Genomic DNA, 18,121 nt, shown 5'->3' on the forward strand with positions numbered 1-18,121 from the left:
CTGGTGATGAGGAGAGTTGTGCGGACGGTAGTGATGGGCGCCGGTTCATGGGGCACGGCGACGGCAAAGGTACTCAGCGACGCGGGAACCGACACCACGTTGTGGTGCCGACGAAGTGAGCTCGCCGAACGGATCAACGCATCACATACGAATGCCGACTATCTCGCCGGTATCACCTTGCCGTCGAATCTCACCGCGTCGAGCGACGTGGCCGAAGTCCTGACCGACGCCGAGCTCGTCGTGTGTGCGGTGCCCGCACAATCGCTGCGGGAAAATCTCGCCGACTGGCGGCCGTACCTGCGTGACGACGCCACCCTCGTCTCGCTCGCCAAGGGGATCGAGACGTCGACACTCATGCGGATGAGTGAGGTGATCGCAGAGGTCGCCGAGATCCCGTCCCGACAGATCGCGGTGCTCACCGGGCCCAACCTCGCGCGCGAGGTCGCCGAGGGACAGCCCGCGGCGACGGTGATCGCATGCACGGACATCGCGCGTGCCGAGCAACTCCAGCAGACCTTCAACACCGGCTACTTCCGGCCGTACACCAACACCGATGTGATCGGTTGTGAGATCGGTGGCGCGGTCAAGAACGTCATCGCGCTCGCCTGCGGCATGGCCAGCGGTGTGGGATTCGGGCAGAACACACTCGCGACCATCATCACGCGGGGACTCGCCGAGACCATCCGGCTGTCGAGTGCTGTCGGCGGGCAGATCGAGACTCTCGCCGGTCTCGCGGGCATCGGGGACCTCGTCGCAACGTGCTCGTCACCGCTGTCGCGCAATCGCACCTTCGGTGCACACCTCGGACAGGGCGCGACGATGGAGGAAGCGCAGGAGGCCGCTTCCGGCCAGGTCGCCGAAGGCGTGAAGTCGTGCATGTCGGTCACTGCTCTTGCCGAGAAGTATCAGGTCTCCATGCCGCTGACCGACGCGGTGAACAACGTCTGTCATGCGGGAATGCCTGTGGCAGAGGCGGTCAGTTCGCTACTCGGACGCAAGACCAAGCCGGAGTTCCACCGCGGCGAGGTCTGATCCATCCGACGCCGCGCGGTGCAGACGACCGCTGTCGCAGAATGTCGCCGGGTCGTGATGGCGCCGGGTCGCGCCGCCGGTGGAAAGCGATTGCCGCTCAGCCGAAGTCGAGTGGGCCCCTGGGCAAGGTGCGTTCGATGGTGGCCGACACGTCGGTGATCGGCCCGTTGCCTGCGTTCACCGGAACCCAGAGCGCGACGTACGGACGGTGATCGACACACACGAATGCCTGTCCGGAACCCTCGATCGAATCGGTGATGAACCATTGCACGGGATTGACCACCTGCAGGTTGCTGGTAGGAGAGAGTTCCGACGGGCGTGAGACGCCACATCGCACGATCACCGGGTCGCCCTCCGTGGTCGAGCGCCACGTGGCCTGGGTGCCCGACACCTCCTTGTCGCCGTATCCCTCGAAGGTCTGCGGGAGCGCAGCGAGGAACCTCGGACATTCGGCAGGCGTCGACGAGTCCGCGGCGTATGACTCGACGGGCGTCGAATCGGTCTGCTCGGGACGCAACGCCGCGAAAACGATGAAGCCGACGATCACCATGACGGGAATCGTCACCAGTGTCGCGATCAGTGCTGGATTCAGCCGCGGGCCGGAGCCGCCGTAGCGCGCATGGGAGGCCTCGTCGGGATCGGAGGTGACCCCCGTATCCGACTCGAGATCAGCACCGGGTTCGGGGTCGGCGCCGGGCTCGAGGTCGGCGTCGGGTGCGCGATGCTCGGCGCTGTCGTCGGGATCGTCGGGTCCGGAGGAAGTCACGACGACAACCCTAGGACATCACCTCGGCGACAAAACATCACCTCGGAGCCGATTTAGGGAGCCGATCTACAGAGCCGATCTACGACGCCACCGCAGTGACCAGTGTCAGCGTGCGGCGTTCACCACCGGGCAGGTCAACGTGCGGGTGATTCCGTCGACCTTCTGGATCTGTGGCACGACATCGTCGGTCAGGTGGCCGGCATCGGTGGCCTCGACCCGCACGATCACGTCGTAGGGCCCGCTGACCTCCTCGGACGAGGCGACCCCGGAGATCTCTGCGATCGTCGCAGCCGCCAGTGCAGCTCGTCCGACCTCCGTCTGGATCAGTATGTATGCCTGAACCACGGCCATCCTCTCGTATCCACTGTGCCGTCGGCCCCGGGCTTGGGGAGCGGCGAAACGACGCCACGACGAGCGCCGCGGACATCTGGCCCCCGGTCTCCCGGAAGCCTCTTCACGCGCCGAACCGCCACGCGAAGTCAATACACTGTGGAGATATTGTCACCACAACCCCGCGAGAGCGCGAACCGAAACCAATAACCGTTGAGCCGACGAGGAGTTGACTGTGGCAGGTGGCGACGAGAACGCCACGACATCCGAACCAGCGTTCACCGTCGACACGACGGTCGGTGACCTCGGCGAGCGGGCCCTCATCTCGGTGTTCACCTCCGCAGCATCAACGGGCAGCGATCGTGACATCGTCATCGGATCGGGCGACGACGCCGCCGTTTTCGATGCCGGTGGTCCCACCGTGATCAGCACCGACACCGCCGTCGAACGCCGCCACTTCCGCTTCGACTGGTCGACGCCCGAACAGATCGGCGAACGCGCCGTGATCCAGAGTGCTGCCGACATCGCGGCCATGGGAGCGCGAACCGTCGGAGTCGTCGTATCCATCGCATGCCCTGTGACGACACGTGCGTCGACGGTGTCGGGAATCAACGACGGTGTCGTCGCGGCGACGCACCGCCTCGGCGGACGTGTACTCGGTGGTGATCTCGTCGCCGCAGACCAGGTGGTCCTGACCGTCACCTCGGTGGGCGCACTCGACGGCCTCGCGCCCGTCGCACTGACCGGCGCACAGGTCGGCGACGTGTTGGCCGTCAGCGGACCCCTCGGCGGGGCAGCAGCCGGACTCGCGGTCCTACTCGCCGCAGAATCGACAACAGAGCACGGTGCCCGATTGCGTGCAGAGCACGGCGCCGTCGTGGATGCCTACCGCCTGCCGACTCCCGACCTGTCGGCCGGGGCGCAGGCTGCGCGTGCCGGTGCGCACGCCATGACCGACGTCTCGGACGGCCTCATCGAGGAACTCACCACCATGTCGCAGGCGTCGAAAGTCGCGCTGGCAGTCGACGGTTCGCGAGTGCCTCGAACAGCGGCGACGACCCGCGCAGCAGATGCGCTCGGCGAGGACGCCGACATCTGGGCTCTCACCGGTGGCGAGGACCACCAGTTGCTCGCCGCCTTCGCGCCAGCCGATGTTCCGCAGGGCTGGACGGTCATCGGGAGCGTCGAAGCCCGCACGGCCGAGCGCGCGGAGGTGTCCGTCGACGGCGTCGATACGCGCGGACTGCGTGGGTGGCAGTCCTTCGGACGCCAGTAGACGGCCGCCGCGAGCTCGATGATTAGATCGACTCATGGCCATCTACGCGCTCGACGACCGCGAACCCGTCCTCGGCGAGGACGTGTACATCCACCCGGACGCAACGGTGATCGGCGCGGTCACGCTCGCCGACGGAGCCTCCGTGTGGCCCGGAGCAGTGCTGCGCGGCGACTACGGGACCATCACCATCGGGTCGCGCACCAACATTCAGGACGGGACGGTCATCCACTGCACACCCATTCATCCGACCGTCATCGGTGCCGGTTGCGTCGTCGGCCACAATGCGCACATCGAGGGGGCGACGATTGGTGACAACTGTTTGATCGCGTCGGGATCGGTCGTTCTCAACGGCTCGTCGATCGGTGACGGTGCGGTCGTCGGGGCGGGCGCTGTTGTGCCGTTCGGATTCTCGGTGCCCTCGCGGGCCATGGCGCTCGGCGTTCCGGCCCGTGTCCGGGAGGGCTTCGAGGTGGCCGCCGATCATGTCGACATGAACGTCGAGATGTACTACCAGAATGCCCTGCACTACCGATCGAAGCTCAGGAGACTCGACTGATCATGGCCGCACAACCGTTGAGCGAACTCGTCGACCCGGGCTGGGCACAGGCGCTCGCGCCGGTCGAAGACGTCATCGCGCAGATGGGCCAGTTCCTCCGTGAGGAGAACGCCGCCGGTCGCGGTTATCTCCCGGCGGGACGAAACGTGTTGCGCGCGTTCACGCAACCGTTCGACGACGTCCGCGTCCTCATCGTCGGGCAGGATCCCTATCCGACGCCCGGACACGCAGTGGGGCTGAGTTTCTCTGTGGCAGCCGATGTGTCGCCCATTCCGCGGTCCCTGGCCAACATCTACACCGAGTACTGTGCCGACCTCGGCTATCCCAAGCCCGCCAACGGCGATCTGACCCCGTGGGCGACATCGGGTGTGCTGTTGCTCAACAGAGTGCTGACCGTCGCACCCGGACAGCCCGCGTCGCACCGTCGTAAGGGCTGGGAAACGGTGACAGAGTGTGCGATCAAGGCACTCGTGTCCCGGGACGAACCGCTCGTGGCGATTCTGTGGGGGCGCGACGCAGCAGACCTACAGCAGTGGATGCCCGACGTCCCCGCGATCGTGTCGCCGCATCCGTCTCCATTGTCGGCGAGCCGGGGATTCTTCGGCTCGCGTCCGTTCACTCGTGCCAACAGCGAACTCGAGGACCTCGGGGGCGAACCGGTCGATTGGCGCCTGCCCTCCTGACGCCGACGTCGAGAGCACGGATCTGGGAGTCCGCGCTCAGCGGACGAACCGCCGGTGCTCGGCACCGGTGCGCTCCTGCCAGCCCGCACGCTCGAGTTCCGGAACGTCGTCGTCATCGATCGGGTACCCGAGGCACAGGTACGCCGTGAGCCTCCAAGAGTCGGGGACCTCGAGATCGTCTGCCACGGAGCCTGCATCGAGGATCGACACCCATCCCACGCCCACGCTGCGCGCACGGGCCGCGAGCCACAGCGTCGCGACGGCTGTGACCGTCGAATAGTCGAGCGTCTCGGGCATGCTCCGGTTGCCGAGTCCATGACCTTGGTCGCTTCCATGGTCGGTGAAGACGGCGAGTTGGACCGGGGCGTCGTCGAGTCCGGAGAGTTTGAGGCGTGCGTACGACCGTGCGCGTTCGCCCGAATAGCCCTCGAGCGCCTCCGCGTTGCACGTCAAGAAGTTGCCGCGGACCCGGGCGCGCGCCTCGGGTGAGTCGACGCGCACCCACCGCCACGGCTGACTGTTGCCCACTGACGGCGCGAGTTCGGCCCGCGCGATCAACTCGTCGAGTAGGTGCGGAGCAAGCGGATCGGTTCGGAAATGTCGGACGTCACGGCGCCACACCAGCAATGTGTCGAGCTCGGCGACGAACGAGTCGTCGAATCCCGTCACTGATCGCGTGCGGTCGCGAAGTCGGGAGCGCGTTTCCCGACGAAAGCGTCGACGCCCTCGATACCTTCCCGCGTGCCGCTGTTCGTCGAGATCGCATGCGCTTCGGCGGCGAGTTGATCTCGCAGCGTCGCGGTGGCCGACCGGGACAGCAGCGACCGGGTCGCCGACAGACCCGCACGCGGGCCCGCAGCCAGGGTGCGGGCGATCTGTGTGGCTGTGGCCTCGACCTCTGCATCGTCATCGACAAGACGCGAGAGAATGCCCCACGCGAGTGCCTCGTCGGCGTTGACCACGCGGTCGGTGAGGATGATGTCACGTGCTCGGGCTGCGCCGACGGCGCGCGGCAACGTCCAGGTCATGCCCCCGTCGGGGGAGAGGCCGATTCCGGTGTATGCCGGCCGCAGCTTGGTCGAGGGCCCGCCGACCGCGATGTCGGCGTGCAGCACGACGCTCAGTCCGGCTCCGGCGGCCCATCCCCGCACACCGGCGACGACGGGGCGGTCGGCGTCGAGGAGCGCGGTGACGAAATCATGGAACGAGTCGGCGAGAGCCCTGATGAAGGTGGGTCGGTGCTGTGCCGACGCGAAATCGCGGACATTGCCGCCGGCACAGAAATTACGACCGGCGCCGAGTATCAGAATCGCACCGATCTCGCGTTCGCCGCGCGCGATCTCGCGGAGCGCTGCGGTTGCGAGAGTCAGGGCGGAGCCGTCGAGCGCTGATCCCTTGTCGGGATCGGAGATACGGAGAACCAGGACGTCGCCGTCCTGTGTCACAGACGAGTCTGCGGGGGAGGTTGTGGTCGAGGTCATGCCCGACACCCTAACCCGCAGATGCAGACAACCCGACCCCGGGGCCGAGCGTTCGCTCGGTCGGGGTCGGGTTGTCTGATTTCTCGCTGTCAGGCGAGGGTGGTCTTACCGGCCTTCAGGCAGGAGGTGCAGACGTTCTTGCGCTTGCGGTTGCCCGGGGCCACCTCGACGCGAACCGACTGGATGTTGGGATTCCAGCGGCGATTGGTACGGCGGTGCGAGTGCGAAACGGACTTGCCGAAGCCCGGACCCTTGCCGCAGACGTCACAGACGGCAGCCATTGTCGAACTCCCTTGATAGATGGAATGGTCTTTGCGGTTACGCCAGCCTCTGCTCGCGGAAAGCACATCGGCGTCCACAGCGGCGGCAAGGCAACCCTGCAAGGATAACCGGGCCGGTGCGTCAGCGCCAAATCCTCGCCGGAGATGCGCGGATTGGTGGCCGGTGCGAGTGCACGACTCACGCCGAGAGTCCCCGTGTCGGGCGCTCCGAGTAATCTCTCACACATCCTGGGCAACGGGTGTCGTGGGACGTGACAGTCCCGCGAACGCCGCTGGGCGCGCGCAGCGTGTGAGCCCCCGGCGAGGAAGGAGGACGCATGTCGACCGACGGCGGTCTCATCCGCGTGATGAATCCGCAGGTTCTTCGCGACTGGGCCCAAGAATGTGTGGTCCGCCTCGATGAACTGCGCGGCGAGATCAACGATCTCAATGTTTTTCCCATCCCGGATTCCGACACCGGCAGCAACATGCTGTTCACCATGCGGTGTGCCGCCGACGCCGCGCGGGAACTGCCCGCCGACGCCGACGCCGCTGCGGTGACGCGCGCGATGGCCGAGGGAGCCGTGGCGAACGCACGCGGCAACTCCGGGATCATCATGTCGCAGATTCTGGTCGGCCTCGCCGACGCGGTGGAGATCGCGGCGCCCGATGGTCTGCTCACGTTCTCCCAACTCGCCGTCTCCGGTCTGCGACTGGGATCCCTGGCCGCCACGCGGGCAGTGAGTGACCCGCGAGAGGGCACGGTCCTCACCCTGATCGCGATCGCCGCGGAGTCGGCGGCCCGTCACGCCGACGAGCGTGCCGCCGACCAGGCCCGGGCGATCGCCGACGACGTGGCAGACGGTCTGGAACGCACACCCGAACAGTTACCCGAGTTGGCGTCGGCGGGAGTGGTCGATGCGGGCGGGCGTGGGTTCCTCGCGATCCTCGACGCGATGGTCGGTGTGCTGACCGGGGTCACGCAGCGACGTCGGCGCTACCGCGGAATCCTCACCGGCGGGGGTCAGCCCGGCCATCCCGTCGACGAGACGTGCGACGGCCCCGGCGACATGGACTTCGAGGTGATGTACCTGCTCACCGGTGCCGCGGGTGAGAGTATCGCGGCACTGCGCAGCCGACTCGACGAACTCGGCGACGCCGTCGTGATCGTCGGCGACAGCTCCGCCTCGGGCGAGCGCTTCTCGGTACACGTCCACACCTGCGAGCCGGGAGCGGCGGTCGAGGCCGCGATCGGGCTCGGCCAGATATCCGACATCCGGATCTCCTGCTTCGCATTGGATGCTATTCGTGCGCAAGCCGATTCGATGGAGCCGCCGCCTCGACACCGACGCGCCGTCGTCGCCGTCGTGCGCGGCGACGGTGCGGCCGAACTGTTTTCCGACGCCGGTGCCGCGGTGGTGCGTGCCGACGAGGGTGTGACGCCCGAGGCGCTCGCCGCGGCGATTCGCGCCACCGACTCGGCGCACGTCGTGGTCATGGCTAACGGCTCGTTGACATCTCAGGACCTCGTCAGCGTCGCCACGGAGGTCCGGTCGGCGCAACGATCGGTGATCTCGCTGCCGACGTCGTCGATGGCGCAGTGCCTGGCAGCCTTGGCGGTCCACGATCCCGCGGAGTCCGCCGACGCCGATGCCTACGCGATGGCGGAGGCGGCGGCGGGGGCGCGCTGGGGGTCGCTGCTGCTGGCCGACGAGCGGATGATCACGTTGGCCGGCACATGCGATGTCGGAGATGTGCTGGGACTCATCGGTTCCGATGTGCTTGTGATCGCCCAGGACCAGACCGCGGCTGCGGTGTCGCTGGTCGATCTGATGCTGGCGACCGGCGGTGAGATGGTCACGGTACTGGCGGGATCGGAGGTCGACCGAGCGGCGCTGACCGCGCTGGAGGCACAGATCCGGAGGGCCTATCCTGGCGTCGAACTCGCTGTCTACGAGACCGGACAACACGACGATCTGATGCAGGTGGGTATCGAGTAGTGGTCGTCGCATCCGACTCGCTGACCGACGTGTTGAGCCCCGCGAGGGCGACGGGCCTTGCCTCGCTGGGGCTTTCGACTGTCGGCGAACTCCTGCGCTACGCGCCTCGTCGCTACCTCGTGCACGGGCAGTCGTCGGAGGAGCAGGCACTCAACGACGGTGAGTGGATCACCGTCGTCGGGCGCATCACACGCGCCGACCTGATCCGCATGAAGAAGCGAAACGGCCAGTTCCTCAAGGTCACCGTCGACGACGGCAGTCGTACATACGAGGTCAGCTTCTTCAACCCGCGCTTCATCAAGAACGCGCTCAGACCGGGAACGCGCCTCATGGTGGCCGGCACCGTCAAGTTCTTCCGCAATCAGCCGCAGCTGTCGCATCCCGAGTGGATGGTGCTGCCCGACGGCGACGTCGCACTCGATCGGGTCGTCGGATCGGCCATGCTCGCCGAGATGTACCAGGCCGAGGCGGAGATCACCGGCGAGCAGCGTAGCCCGGGTGCGCACTCTGCGGACCTCGCGGCCGCGTTCGAGAGAGCGATCGTGCCGCTCTATCCCGCCAACCGCGAGATCCAGACGTGGGACATCTGGGCGTCGGTCCGACAGGTTCTCGACGACGTGGAGTCGTTCGTCGATCCGCTGTCCGAGGACGAACGCGTCGCGCGTGGACTGATGCCGCTCGACACCGCGATCCGCGCGATCCACCTGCCGGAGTCCGACGACGAGATCGCCGCCGCGGACCGGCGCCTGAAGTTCGACGAGGCGCTGGCGATACAGACGGTTCTCGCGCAACGGCGCCTCGCCGGGCGGGCGGAGGCCGCACCCGCATGTCCGCATGTGGAGGGCGGACTGGAAGACAGGCTGCGCCAACGGCTTCCGTTCACACTCACCGATGGCCAACAACTCGTGCTCTCGGAGATCGCAGACGATCTCGGGCGGGCCACCCCGATGAGCAGACTGCTGCAGGGTGAGGTCGGCTCGGGTAAGACACTCGTGTCGCTGCTGGCGATGCTGCGCGTCGTCGACAACGGGCATCAGTGCGCGATCCTCGCCCCGACGGAAGTTCTCGCCGCGCAGCACCTCCGCACCATCACGTCGATGCTCGGCGATCTGGGCATGGCGGGCGAACTCGGTGCCGCCGACCATGCGACGAGCGTGGTGTTGCTGACCGGCTCGATGAAGACCAAGGGAAAACGGCAAACGCTCCTCGACGTCGTGACCGGTCAGGCGGGCATCGTGGTCGGCACGCACGCACTGCTCGAGGAGAAGGTGGAGTTCTTCGACCTGGGCATGGTCGTCGTCGACGAACAGCACAGATTCGGAGTGGAGCAACGGGATGTGTTGCGCGGGCGTGGTCGTGACCACCTCATGCCGCACTTTCTGGTGATGACTGCCACGCCCATACCGCGGACGGTGGCCATGACGGCCTTCGGCGATCTCGACACCTCTGTTCTCGCCGAGCTGCCCAGGGGACGTCAGCCGATCACCACAACCGTCGTGCCGACCGGGAAGCCGCAGTGGATCGAGCGTGCGTGGGGTCGCGCCGCGGAAGAGATCGAGGCGGGTCGTCAGGTCTACATCGTCTGCTCACGCATCGGCGACGTCGAGCCGGTCGGGGCCAAGAGCGCGTCCCGGAAGGGCGACGCCGACGACGAGGCGACCGCACAACAGCAGACGACGTCGGTGCTCGACCTCTACGACGAACTGCTTGCCGGGCCGCTCGGCGATTACCGCATCGCGATCCTGCACGGCAGGCTTCCGGCGGACGAGAAGAACGAGGTGATGGATGCGTTCGGGCGCGGCGAGATCGACGCCATCGTGTCGACGACCGTGATCGAGGTCGGCGTGGACGTGCCGAACGCCTCGATGATGATCATCGTCGACGCCGAGCGATTCGGTGTGAGTCAGCTCCACCAGCTCCGCGGTCGTGTCGGCCGTGGCGGCCATCCCGGTCTGTGTCTGCTGATGACGTCGGCGAAGCCGGTCTCGCAGGCGATGGAGCGCCTGCGAGCGGTCGAGGCGTCGACGGACGGTTTCGAACTCGCGCGCGTCGACCTGGTGCAGCGCCGCGAGGGCGATCTGCTCGGCTCGCTGCAGTCGGGAGGGGTGTCGTCACTGCGTCATCTCTCGCTTCTCGACGACGTCGACGTGATCGCCGATGCCCGCGAACTCGCCGAGTCCGTTGTGGCATCCGACCTCCCACTGGCCGATCACCGCCCACTCGCCGACCTCGTCGACTCGATCCTCGTGCCGAACAAGGTCCGCTACCTCGACAAGTCCTGACCCGGGCTCGGCTGCGCACCTCCGAACCCGCCAAACGCCGCCCGCACCCGCAAACGCTGCTCGAACCCGCAAACGCGGCTGGTGTACCGACCGCGTCCACCAGATCGAGCCGCGTCTGCGACGACCCGTCAGATAGGGGAACCGCCGACGGCCCCGCAGCGTCGAAGATGGCGTGAATCCTGCCATCGCTGTGCCGCTGTACCGACTGCGAATGCGCTATCGGCACGCCCGGCGAGACGCGCAGTGGCCGGCGCGTCGGTGGGCCATCACCGCGGGGTGCGTACTGACCGCCGTCGTCGTGGCCGCCGGTGTGTACCGGGACCTACCGCGCACCCGCGTGGGGCAGTGGCATCCGGGTGCCCAGCAGGCATTGCACGCACTCGCCTCGGTGACGATCGTCGCAGCACGGTCCGGGAGAGATGACTACGAACGGTCGGCGTTCGGGCCGCCGTGGACGGACGACACCGGTGTCGTCGGGGGCGGAAATGGTTGCGACACCAGAAACGACGTCCTCGCGCGTGATCTCGGCGACGTTCGTGTCGGACCGGTCACCTCGTGCCCGCGTGGGGTGCTCGCCGGCGAATTGCGCAGCCCGTACACCGGCGAAACGGTGGTCTTCCGGCGTGACCGCAACGCAACCGCGGTGCAGATCGACCACATCGTGCCGCTCGCTTTCGCCTGGGACATGGGTGCGTTCGGATGGTCGGCCGCGCGTCGCGCCGATCTCGCCAACGATCCGGCCAATCTCGTCGCTGTCGACGCGGCGTCGAATCAGGACAAGAGCGACAGCGAACCCGGCCGATGGTTACCGCCCAACAAAGGCTTCCACTGCCAGTACGCGATCGAGTTCGTTGTCGTCACACGCGCATACGGACTGATGCTCGACGCCGCCTCGCGCGAGGTACTCGCACGCGTTCTGAGCCGGTGCTGACCATCGGAACTGCTCGACAGGCGGCTTGGGTGGGCGTGACGCCGCGACGTAGTCTGGAGAGGATGTCCGCAGCTGCGACGTCGGCCGACCCGGCTGTCGTCGTCCGAGTGGTCCCGCCTCGGCTCACGATGCGATCGTCTGCCGAGTACGCGAAACAGAGGAATTCATGAGTGCACCCACAGTGGCCGGAACCGAGGCCGCGACCGGAGTCGACGTCGCGCAGATCGTGGACGCGCAGGCCCGAGCTGCGCGCACGGCGTCGCGGACGCTGGCAGGGCTCAACACCGCAGCCAAGAACGCAGCACTGCTGGCCGCTGCGGACGCTGTCGACGCACACACCGAGTCGATCCTCTCGGCCAACGCCGACGACGTGGCACGCGCGGAGGCCGCGGGCACCGAGGTGAGCCTAATCGACCGGCTCCGGCTGACTGCGGAGCGTGTCGCGGGCATCGCCGACGGGCTGCGTCAGGTTGCGACACTGCCGGATCCGATCGGTGAGGTCATCGCGGGCAAGACGCTGCCCAACGGTCTGCGGCTGCGGCAGGTGCGCGTGCCGCTCGGCGTAGTCGGCATCGTCTACGAGGCACGGCCGAACGTGACGGTCGACGCCTTCGGTATCGCATTCAAGTCGGGAAACGCGGTGTTGCTGCGCGGATCGTCGTCGGCGGCGTCGTCGAACGCCGAGCTCGTCCGGATTCTGCGTGATGTGGTCGCCGGCGCGGGATTGCCCGCCGATGTGGTGTCGTTGTTGCCCAGCGAGGATCGGTCGAGTGTCACGGCTCTGATCACGGCGCGTGGCTTGGTCGATGTCGTCATCCCGCGCGGCGGTGCCGGGCTGATCAGCGCGGTCGTCGCCAACGCGACGGTCCCGACGATCGAGACCGGAACCGGCAACTGCCATGTCTACGTGCACGCCCTCGCCGATGTCGACGTCGCGACCCGCATCATCCTCAACGCCAAGACGCGGCGGCCGAGCGTGTGCAACGCGGCCGAAACCGTCCTCGTCGACAAGGCCATTGCCGCCGAGGCACTCCCCAAGATCAGTCAGGCCCTGCAGTCGCAGGGAGTGGTGATCCACGGTGACGAGCCAGAGATGGAAGCGGCCACCGAGGCCGACTGGTCCGACGAATATCTGTCGATGGACATCGCGATGAAGGTCGTCGACGGCCTCGACGCAGCGGTCGCACACATCGACACCTACGGAACCGGGCACACCGAGGCCATCGTCACCACCGACCTCGCTGCCGCGGAGGAGTTCACCAACCGGGTCGACGCCGCGGCCGTCATGGTCAACGCGTCGACCGCGTTCACCGACGGCGAGCAGTTCGGATTCGGCGCGGAGATCGGTATCTCCACCCAGAAACTGCACGCGCGCGGACCGATGGGCCTGCCCGAACTCACCTCCACCAAGTGGATCGTGTGGGGCGACGGGCAGATCCGGCCCGCATGATGAGCAGTTCGCACTCGCCGCAGAGCCCCTCGGCCGCCGAAGCCGCCCCCATCGTCCCGTCGTTTGCCTCGGTGCCCGACGTCGTGACCGCGCTGCGCGCCACGGGGTACCTCGCCGACGACGCGACCGCGACGTCGACGTTCCTCGCCGACCGTCTCGGCAAACCGCTGCTCGTGGAAGGCCCTGCGGGAGTGGGCAAGACCGAACTCGCGCGTGCCATCGCGGCAGCCACCGATGCCGAGCTCGTCCGCCTACAGTGCTACGAGGGCATCGACGAGGCGCGCGCGCTCTACGAGTGGAACCACGCGAAGCAGATCCTGCACATCCAGGCCACCGGCACCCGGGACTGGGCCGAGGCGAAGACAGACATCTTCTCCGAGGAGTTCCTGCTGCCTCGCCCCCTGTTGACGGCCATCTCGCGCGACGACCCCACGGTTCTGCTGATCGATGAGGTCGACAAGGCAGATGTCGACGTCGAAGGACTGCTGTTGGAGGTACTCAGCGACTTCGCGGTCACCATCCCCGAGATGGGGACCGTAGTGGCCTCACGTCGGCCGATCGTGATCCTGACGTCGAATGCGACGCGGGAGTTGTCCGAGGCGCTCAAACGACGCTGTCTCTACCTCTATATCGACTTCCCCGACGCCGCACGGGAGAAAGAGATCCTGGCGTCGCGGGTGCCGAACCTACCGGATGCGCTCGCGTCCGAGCTCGTGCGCATCGTCGGTGTGCTGCGCACCCTCGATATCCGCAAGAAGCCGTCGGTCGCCGAGACCATCGACTGGGCCAACACCCTGCTCGCGCTGGGCGCGGGGGAGGAGCGAGGACAGGGTGGGCGCCTCGACGAGGGCCTCATCGCACGCACCCTCGGTGTGGTCCTCAAACACCGCCCCGACCTGAAACTGGCCGTCAAAGAACTCAAGCTGGGCTGATGTCACGGGCCGATCGGGGCAACGATGCCGCCACGACGCCATCAGTGCCACTTGTCGCGCATCTGACCGACTTCGTCGACGCGCTGCGGCGACGGGGGATAGCTGTCGGCCCGTCGGCACTGATCGACGCGGCGCGTGCCATGGAGGTCCTGGATCTACTCGATCGCAGCAGTCTGCGTGAAGGGCTCGCGGCGACGCTCGTCGACGACCACATGCACCGCCCCGCGTTCGATCGCCTCTTCGACCTCTGGTTCCCGGTCGCGATCGGTGCGCGCACGGCAGACGAGGAACTGCCGCGAACAGAGTCCGGCGAGGTCGATGTGGCAGCAGTGCGTGAGATGCTCGCCGATCTGCTCGCCGACGAATCCGCGGACGCCGACGGTCGATTGTCGCGGGCGGTGGCCCAGGTGGTCGACGAGATGGGCCGCTACCAATCCAGTCGCGGAGAGGCGTACTCCGCGTATCAAGCGCTGTCGAGCATCGATCCGCAGACGTTGATCGCGAGGATCGCGGCCGCCATGGCTGGTGGGTCGGGAGACGACCTCAGCGTCGGCGACGATCCGACGTATCGTCGAGCCGCTCGCGAGCGGGCCAACCGTCTGCGCACAGCGATCGAGGTGGAGACCCAGCGGAGAATGGCCGATCGCAACGGACGCGACAAGGTCAGCGACTACGCGGTTCCGACGTTGCCGGAGAACATCAATTTCCTCTCGGCGGGCAAGAAGGACCTCACCGAGATCCGCCGTACCGTCGCACCGCTGGCACGGTTGCTGGCCTCACGCCTCGAGATTCGACGACGCCGCGCTCATCGGGGGGCTGTCGATGTGCGGGCGACGCTTCGCGCATCGATGTCGACGGGCGGTGTGCCCATCGAACTCAAGACCCGCAAGCCCCGCCCCGGCCGGCCCGAACTGGTGATCATCTGCGACGTATCGGGGTCTGTGTCCGGCTTCTCCCAGTTCACGCTGCAGCTCGTGTACGCCCTGCGGCAGCAGTTCGCGAAGGTTCGGGTGTTCGCCTTCGTCGACACGGTCGACGACGTGACCGAATACTTCGACGACGACGAGGGGTTCGGCGGTACCGATATCGGCGCGGCGATGCATCGCATGCTGACTCAGGCGCGGCTGATCACGCGTGACGGGCACTCCGACTACGGACACATGCTCCGCGGGTTCGTCGATTCGTACGGCGACACCTTGACGCACCGGGGAGCGCTGCTGATTCTCGGCGATGCGCGGAACAATTACCACGACGCCGCTGAGGATTCTCTGCGCGAACTCGTCGACCGCGCCCGCCACGCCTACTGGCTCAATCCCGAGGCTCACGGCGAGTGGGGGACCGGCGATTCGGCGGCCGACGACTACGCCGAGATCATCGACATGTTCGAGTGCCGTAACGCCACCCAACTGTCAGCGGTGATCGCCGATCTGCTGCCCGTGTGACCGCTCGCGTAAACTGACGCCTCATGGCACATGACCGTCCGCGTGCGCGCCGGATCGGCGTGATGGGCGGAACGTTCGACCCCATCCACAACGGGCACCTCGTCGCCGCCAGTGAGGTCGCCGATCGCTTCTCGCTCGACGAGGTCATCTTCGTCCCGACAGGGCGTCCATGGCAGAAGCTGCCCGCGGATTCCGGCGCAGTTCCCGACCGGACCAAGCAGGTCAGTCCGCCCGAGGACCGTTACCTGATGACGGTGATCGCGACGGCGTCGAATCCGCAGTTCAGCGTGAGCCGCGTCGACATCGACCGAGCGGGCTTCACTTACACCGTCGACACACTGCGCGATCTTCGCGCAACCCTTCCCGACGCCCACCTCTACTTCATCACCGGCGCCGATGCCCTGGAGTCCATCCTGTCGTGGCAGGACTGGGAAGAACTGTTCGAACTGGCCAACTTCGTCGGCGTGAGCCGGCCGGGTTACGAGTTGAACGCCAGCCATCTCTCCACGCACCTGAGAAATCTGCCACCGGATACGCTGCACCTGATGGAGATTCCCGCCTTGGCGATCTCCTCGACGGACTGTCGGGCTCGCGCCGCCACGGGAAGACCGGTCTGGTATCTCGTGCCCGACGGAGTCGTCCAGTACATCGCCAAGCGTCGGCTCTACCGTCGGCCGCGGGTGAATTCGCCCGGAGTCTCCGCACCACTCAAGAGCGATGAGGAACTGCCCGAATCGCACGACGTGGACTCGCGCAGCGCGAGTACACCTGACACCCCACCACGTGGCGCCCACGCGCAACGCTCGAAAGGACAGATGTGACAGCAGCACCCGAGTCGCTGGCCATGGCGAAGGTGGCAGTCGCTGCCGCGCAGGACAAGGTCGCCACCGATGTCACGGTGATCGACGTGTCCGAGCAACTCGTCATCACCGACCTGTTCGTGATCGCGTCGGCCGACAACGAGCGACAGGTCAACGCCGTCACCGACGAGATCGAGGACAAGATGCGTGAAGCGGGCTACAAGCCGGTTCGCCGTGAAGGCACACGCGAAGGGCGCTGGGCGCTGCTCGACTACGTCGACATCGTGGTCCACGTCCAACATGCGGACGAGCGGGCCTACTACGCGCTCGACCGGCTGTGGCAGGACTGCCCGGTGGTCGACCTGGAGAGCCGCGCGTGAGCGGAGGCCCGGACGACCACGACACCTCAGTCGAACGTCTGACCCCGGTGGTGCGCAGACTGATTCTGCTGCGGCACGGGCAGACCGAGTTCAACGCGGCCAGTCGGATGCAGGGGCAGCTCGACACCGAGCTCTCCGACCTCGGTGTGCGGCAAGCGAAGTCGGCTGCTGCCGCACTCGCGCAACGCGAGCCGATGCTCATCAGGTCGTCGGATCTACAGCGTGCCCGAGACACTGCAGAAGCTCTCGCGGTGCTCACGGGCCTTCCGGTCGAGACAGATCCCCGGCTGCGGGAGACCCACCTCGGCGAGTGGCAGGGCATGACCCATCACGAGGTCGACGACGTCATGCCCGGAGCGCGCGCCCTGTGGCGCGACGACGCCACCTGGCGTCCGCCCGGCGGCGAGAGTCGCGTCGACGTCGCAGCCCGGGCTCTGCCTGTCGTCGACGAACTGCTGACGAGCGTCGACGGCTGGGGGAGCGGTGAGACACCGGAGGCCCCCGTCGTCCTCGTCGCCCACGGTGGAGTGATCGCGGCGATGACCGCAGCACTCCTCGACCTCCCCGTCGCCAATTGGCCGGTGTTCGGAGGTCTCGCCAACACGAGTTGGGTGCAACTGTCCGGGCACGGACTTCCCGATGAGAAGCCGCGGTGGCGGCTGGACGTGTGGAACGCGTCGGCCGAGGTGGCCGACGCGGGGGTGCAGTGACCGACGAGGCTGTGACCGACGAGGCTCTCGCCGACGGGGCTGGGGCGGACGGGGTGGACGGATGTCTGCTCGTCCTGTCCGATTCGCTGGCGTACTTCGGGCCGCAGGGCGGGCTGCCCGCCGACGACGCACGTATCTGGCCGAACATCGTCGGAGCGCAGTGCGGTCTGTCCGTGCGGTTGTTCGGACGGATCGGCTGGACGAGCCGAGACGTGTGGTGGGCGATGACCCAGGATCCCAACATCTGGGCGGCTGTGCCGCACGCACGTGCGGTGATTCTGGCGTTCGGCGGGATGGACTCGCTGCCGTCGCCGCTGCCGACCGCCCTGCGTGAGCAGATCAGATACGTGCGACCGGGACGTCTACGGCAGCTCGTCCGGTCCGCCTACCAGTGGGTGCAGCCGCGTGCGTCGATGATCGGTTGGCCCGTTGCGCTGCCTCCGGCCGTGACCGTCGAGTATCTCGACAAGATCCTTGACGCGCTGACGCAGTTGCGCCCTGACCTGCCGATCGTCGTCTGTCTGCCGTCCACCCATCGGAGCCCCTACTACGGCTACGTGCACACCGGACGGGTCCCCACGACAGCGGCGATGCGCGCGTGGTGCGAGCGCAACGCGCTCGCGTACGCCGACTTCTATCCGCCGACCCGCGACGCCTACGACAATCCGGCTGTCGAGATGAACCCCGATGGCATCCACTGGGGGTTCGGATGCCATCGAGCCGTCGCCGACGTCGTGGCGCAGCCGGTTCTGAGGGCCCTCGACGATCCGGCTGTCCGGGACGCGCGGAGAACCCGCTAACGTAGGACTC

General features: G+C 67.1%; 19 protein-coding genes. 14 read left to right on the top strand and 5 right to left on the bottom strand.

Annotation, left to right across the window (positions count from 1 at the left end):
* Window positions 1–18 precede the first annotated feature (18 nt).
* A complete protein-coding gene (locus tag LK459_RS18360; protein ID WP_227923846.1) occupies window positions 19–1,032 on the top strand; it encodes an NAD(P)H-dependent glycerol-3-phosphate dehydrogenase in 1,014 nt (337 codons plus the stop codon).
* A gap of 97 nt (window positions 1,033–1,129) precedes the next feature.
* On the opposite strand, the gene LK459_RS18365 is transcribed toward LK459_RS18360, so the two are convergent.
* Both LK459_RS18365 and LK459_RS18370 read right to left on the bottom strand, forming a co-directional pair.
* Complete coding sequence (locus LK459_RS18365; RefSeq protein WP_227919947.1) at window positions 1,130–1,798, bottom strand: DUF3515 domain-containing protein; 669 nt, start codon at window positions 1,796–1,798, stop codon at window positions 1,130–1,132.
* 105 nt (window positions 1,799–1,903) lie between these two features.
* Window positions 1,904–2,149, bottom strand: coding sequence for an Lrp/AsnC ligand binding domain-containing protein (locus tag LK459_RS18370; RefSeq protein ID WP_007238977.1), 246 nt, complete (start codon window positions 2,147–2,149; stop codon window positions 1,904–1,906).
* Between the two features lie 214 nt (window positions 2,150–2,363).
* Here LK459_RS18370 and thiL point away from each other — a divergent pair, with 214 nt between their 5' ends.
* Genes thiL through LK459_RS18385 form a run of 3 tightly spaced genes read left to right on the top strand, consistent with a single transcriptional unit; the run spans window position 2,364 to window position 4,643 of the window.
* Window positions 2,364–3,404 (top strand): thiamine-phosphate kinase, encoded by a 1,041-nt coding sequence (gene thiL / locus LK459_RS18375; RefSeq protein ID WP_227919948.1) that lies wholly within the window; start codon window positions 2,364–2,366, stop codon window positions 3,402–3,404.
* A gap of 34 nt (window positions 3,405–3,438) precedes the next feature.
* Window positions 3,439–3,960 carry a gamma carbonic anhydrase family protein gene (locus LK459_RS18380; protein ID WP_007238979.1) on the top strand — a complete coding sequence of 174 codons (522 nt, stop codon included), beginning with the start codon at window positions 3,439–3,441 and terminating at the stop codon, window positions 3,958–3,960.
* Between the two features lie 2 nt (window positions 3,961–3,962).
* Window positions 3,963–4,643 (top strand): uracil-DNA glycosylase, encoded by a 681-nt coding sequence (locus LK459_RS18385; protein ID WP_227919949.1) that lies wholly within the window; start codon window positions 3,963–3,965, stop codon window positions 4,641–4,643.
* A gap of 36 nt (window positions 4,644–4,679) precedes the next feature.
* Here the strand turns inward: LK459_RS18385 and bluB are convergent, their stop codons facing one another.
* From bluB to rpmB, 3 genes are all read right to left on the bottom strand, one after another.
* Complete coding sequence (gene bluB, locus LK459_RS18390; protein ID WP_227919951.1) at window positions 4,680–5,312, bottom strand: 5,6-dimethylbenzimidazole synthase; 633 nt, start codon at window positions 5,310–5,312, stop codon at window positions 4,680–4,682.
* Window positions 5,309–6,124 carry an enoyl-CoA hydratase/isomerase family protein gene (locus LK459_RS18395; RefSeq protein ID WP_227919952.1) on the bottom strand — a complete coding sequence of 272 codons (816 nt, stop codon included), beginning with the start codon at window positions 6,122–6,124 and terminating at the stop codon, window positions 5,309–5,311. The genes bluB and LK459_RS18395 overlap by 4 nt, the downstream gene beginning before the upstream one ends.
* Before the next feature lie 89 nt (window positions 6,125–6,213).
* Window positions 6,214–6,405 carry a 50S ribosomal protein L28 gene (rpmB, locus tag LK459_RS18400; RefSeq protein ID WP_005180428.1) on the bottom strand — a complete coding sequence of 64 codons (192 nt, stop codon included), beginning with the start codon at window positions 6,403–6,405 and terminating at the stop codon, window positions 6,214–6,216.
* A 317-nt stretch (window positions 6,406–6,722) separates the two neighbouring features.
* Here rpmB and LK459_RS18405 point away from each other — a divergent pair, with 317 nt between their 5' ends.
* The 10 genes from LK459_RS18405 to octT all read left to right on the top strand — a co-directional run bounded on the left by LK459_RS18405 (window position 6,723) and on the right by octT (window position 18,111).
* On the top strand, window positions 6,723–8,384 hold the full coding sequence (locus tag LK459_RS18405; RefSeq protein ID WP_227919953.1) for a DAK2 domain-containing protein: 1,662 nt from the start codon (window positions 6,723–6,725) through the stop codon (window positions 8,382–8,384).
* Window positions 8,384–10,666, top strand: a complete 2,283-nt coding sequence (gene recG, locus LK459_RS18410) for an ATP-dependent DNA helicase RecG (protein WP_227919954.1) — start codon at window positions 8,384–8,386, stop codon at window positions 10,664–10,666. Before LK459_RS18405 ends, recG begins: the two co-directional genes overlap by 1 nt.
* Before the next feature lie 172 nt (window positions 10,667–10,838).
* The gene (locus tag LK459_RS18415; RefSeq protein WP_227919955.1) at window positions 10,839–11,597 is read left to right on the top strand and encodes an HNH endonuclease family protein; all 759 of its coding nucleotides are present in this window, start codon (window positions 10,839–10,841) and stop codon (window positions 11,595–11,597) included.
* Between the two features lie 166 nt (window positions 11,598–11,763).
* Window positions 11,764–13,047, top strand: coding sequence for a glutamate-5-semialdehyde dehydrogenase (locus LK459_RS18420; protein WP_227919956.1), 1,284 nt, complete (start codon window positions 11,764–11,766; stop codon window positions 13,045–13,047).
* Window positions 13,044–13,979: an AAA family ATPase gene (locus tag LK459_RS18425; protein WP_227919957.1), complete on the top strand. Its 936-nt coding sequence runs from the start codon at window positions 13,044–13,046 to the stop codon at window positions 13,977–13,979. Before LK459_RS18420 ends, LK459_RS18425 begins: the two co-directional genes overlap by 4 nt.
* Window positions 13,979–15,421: a vWA domain-containing protein gene (locus LK459_RS18430; RefSeq protein ID WP_227919958.1), complete on the top strand. Its 1,443-nt coding sequence runs from the start codon at window positions 13,979–13,981 to the stop codon at window positions 15,419–15,421. The genes LK459_RS18425 and LK459_RS18430 overlap by 1 nt, the downstream gene beginning before the upstream one ends.
* Window positions 15,422–15,444: 23 nt before the next feature.
* Window positions 15,445–16,242: a nicotinate-nucleotide adenylyltransferase gene (gene nadD, locus LK459_RS18435; RefSeq protein ID WP_227919959.1), complete on the top strand. Its 798-nt coding sequence runs from the start codon at window positions 15,445–15,447 to the stop codon at window positions 16,240–16,242.
* Entirely contained in the window at window positions 16,239–16,601 is a 363-nt protein-coding gene (rsfS, locus tag LK459_RS18440) for a ribosome silencing factor (RefSeq protein WP_227919960.1), read from the top strand. Before nadD ends, rsfS begins: the two co-directional genes overlap by 4 nt.
* Complete coding sequence (locus LK459_RS18445) at window positions 16,598–17,311, top strand: histidine phosphatase family protein (RefSeq protein WP_227919962.1); 714 nt, start codon at window positions 16,598–16,600, stop codon at window positions 17,309–17,311. Before rsfS ends, LK459_RS18445 begins: the two co-directional genes overlap by 4 nt.
* Window positions 17,312–17,322: 11 nt before the next feature.
* Window positions 17,323–18,111, top strand: coding sequence for a diglucosylglycerate octanoyltransferase (gene octT, locus LK459_RS18450; protein WP_227923847.1), 789 nt, complete (start codon window positions 17,323–17,325; stop codon window positions 18,109–18,111).
* Window positions 18,112–18,121 lie beyond the last annotated feature (10 nt).

Source organism: Gordonia otitidis (assembly GCF_020735545.1).
Classification (GTDB): domain Bacteria; phylum Actinomycetota; class Actinomycetes; order Mycobacteriales; family Mycobacteriaceae; genus Gordonia; species Gordonia otitidis.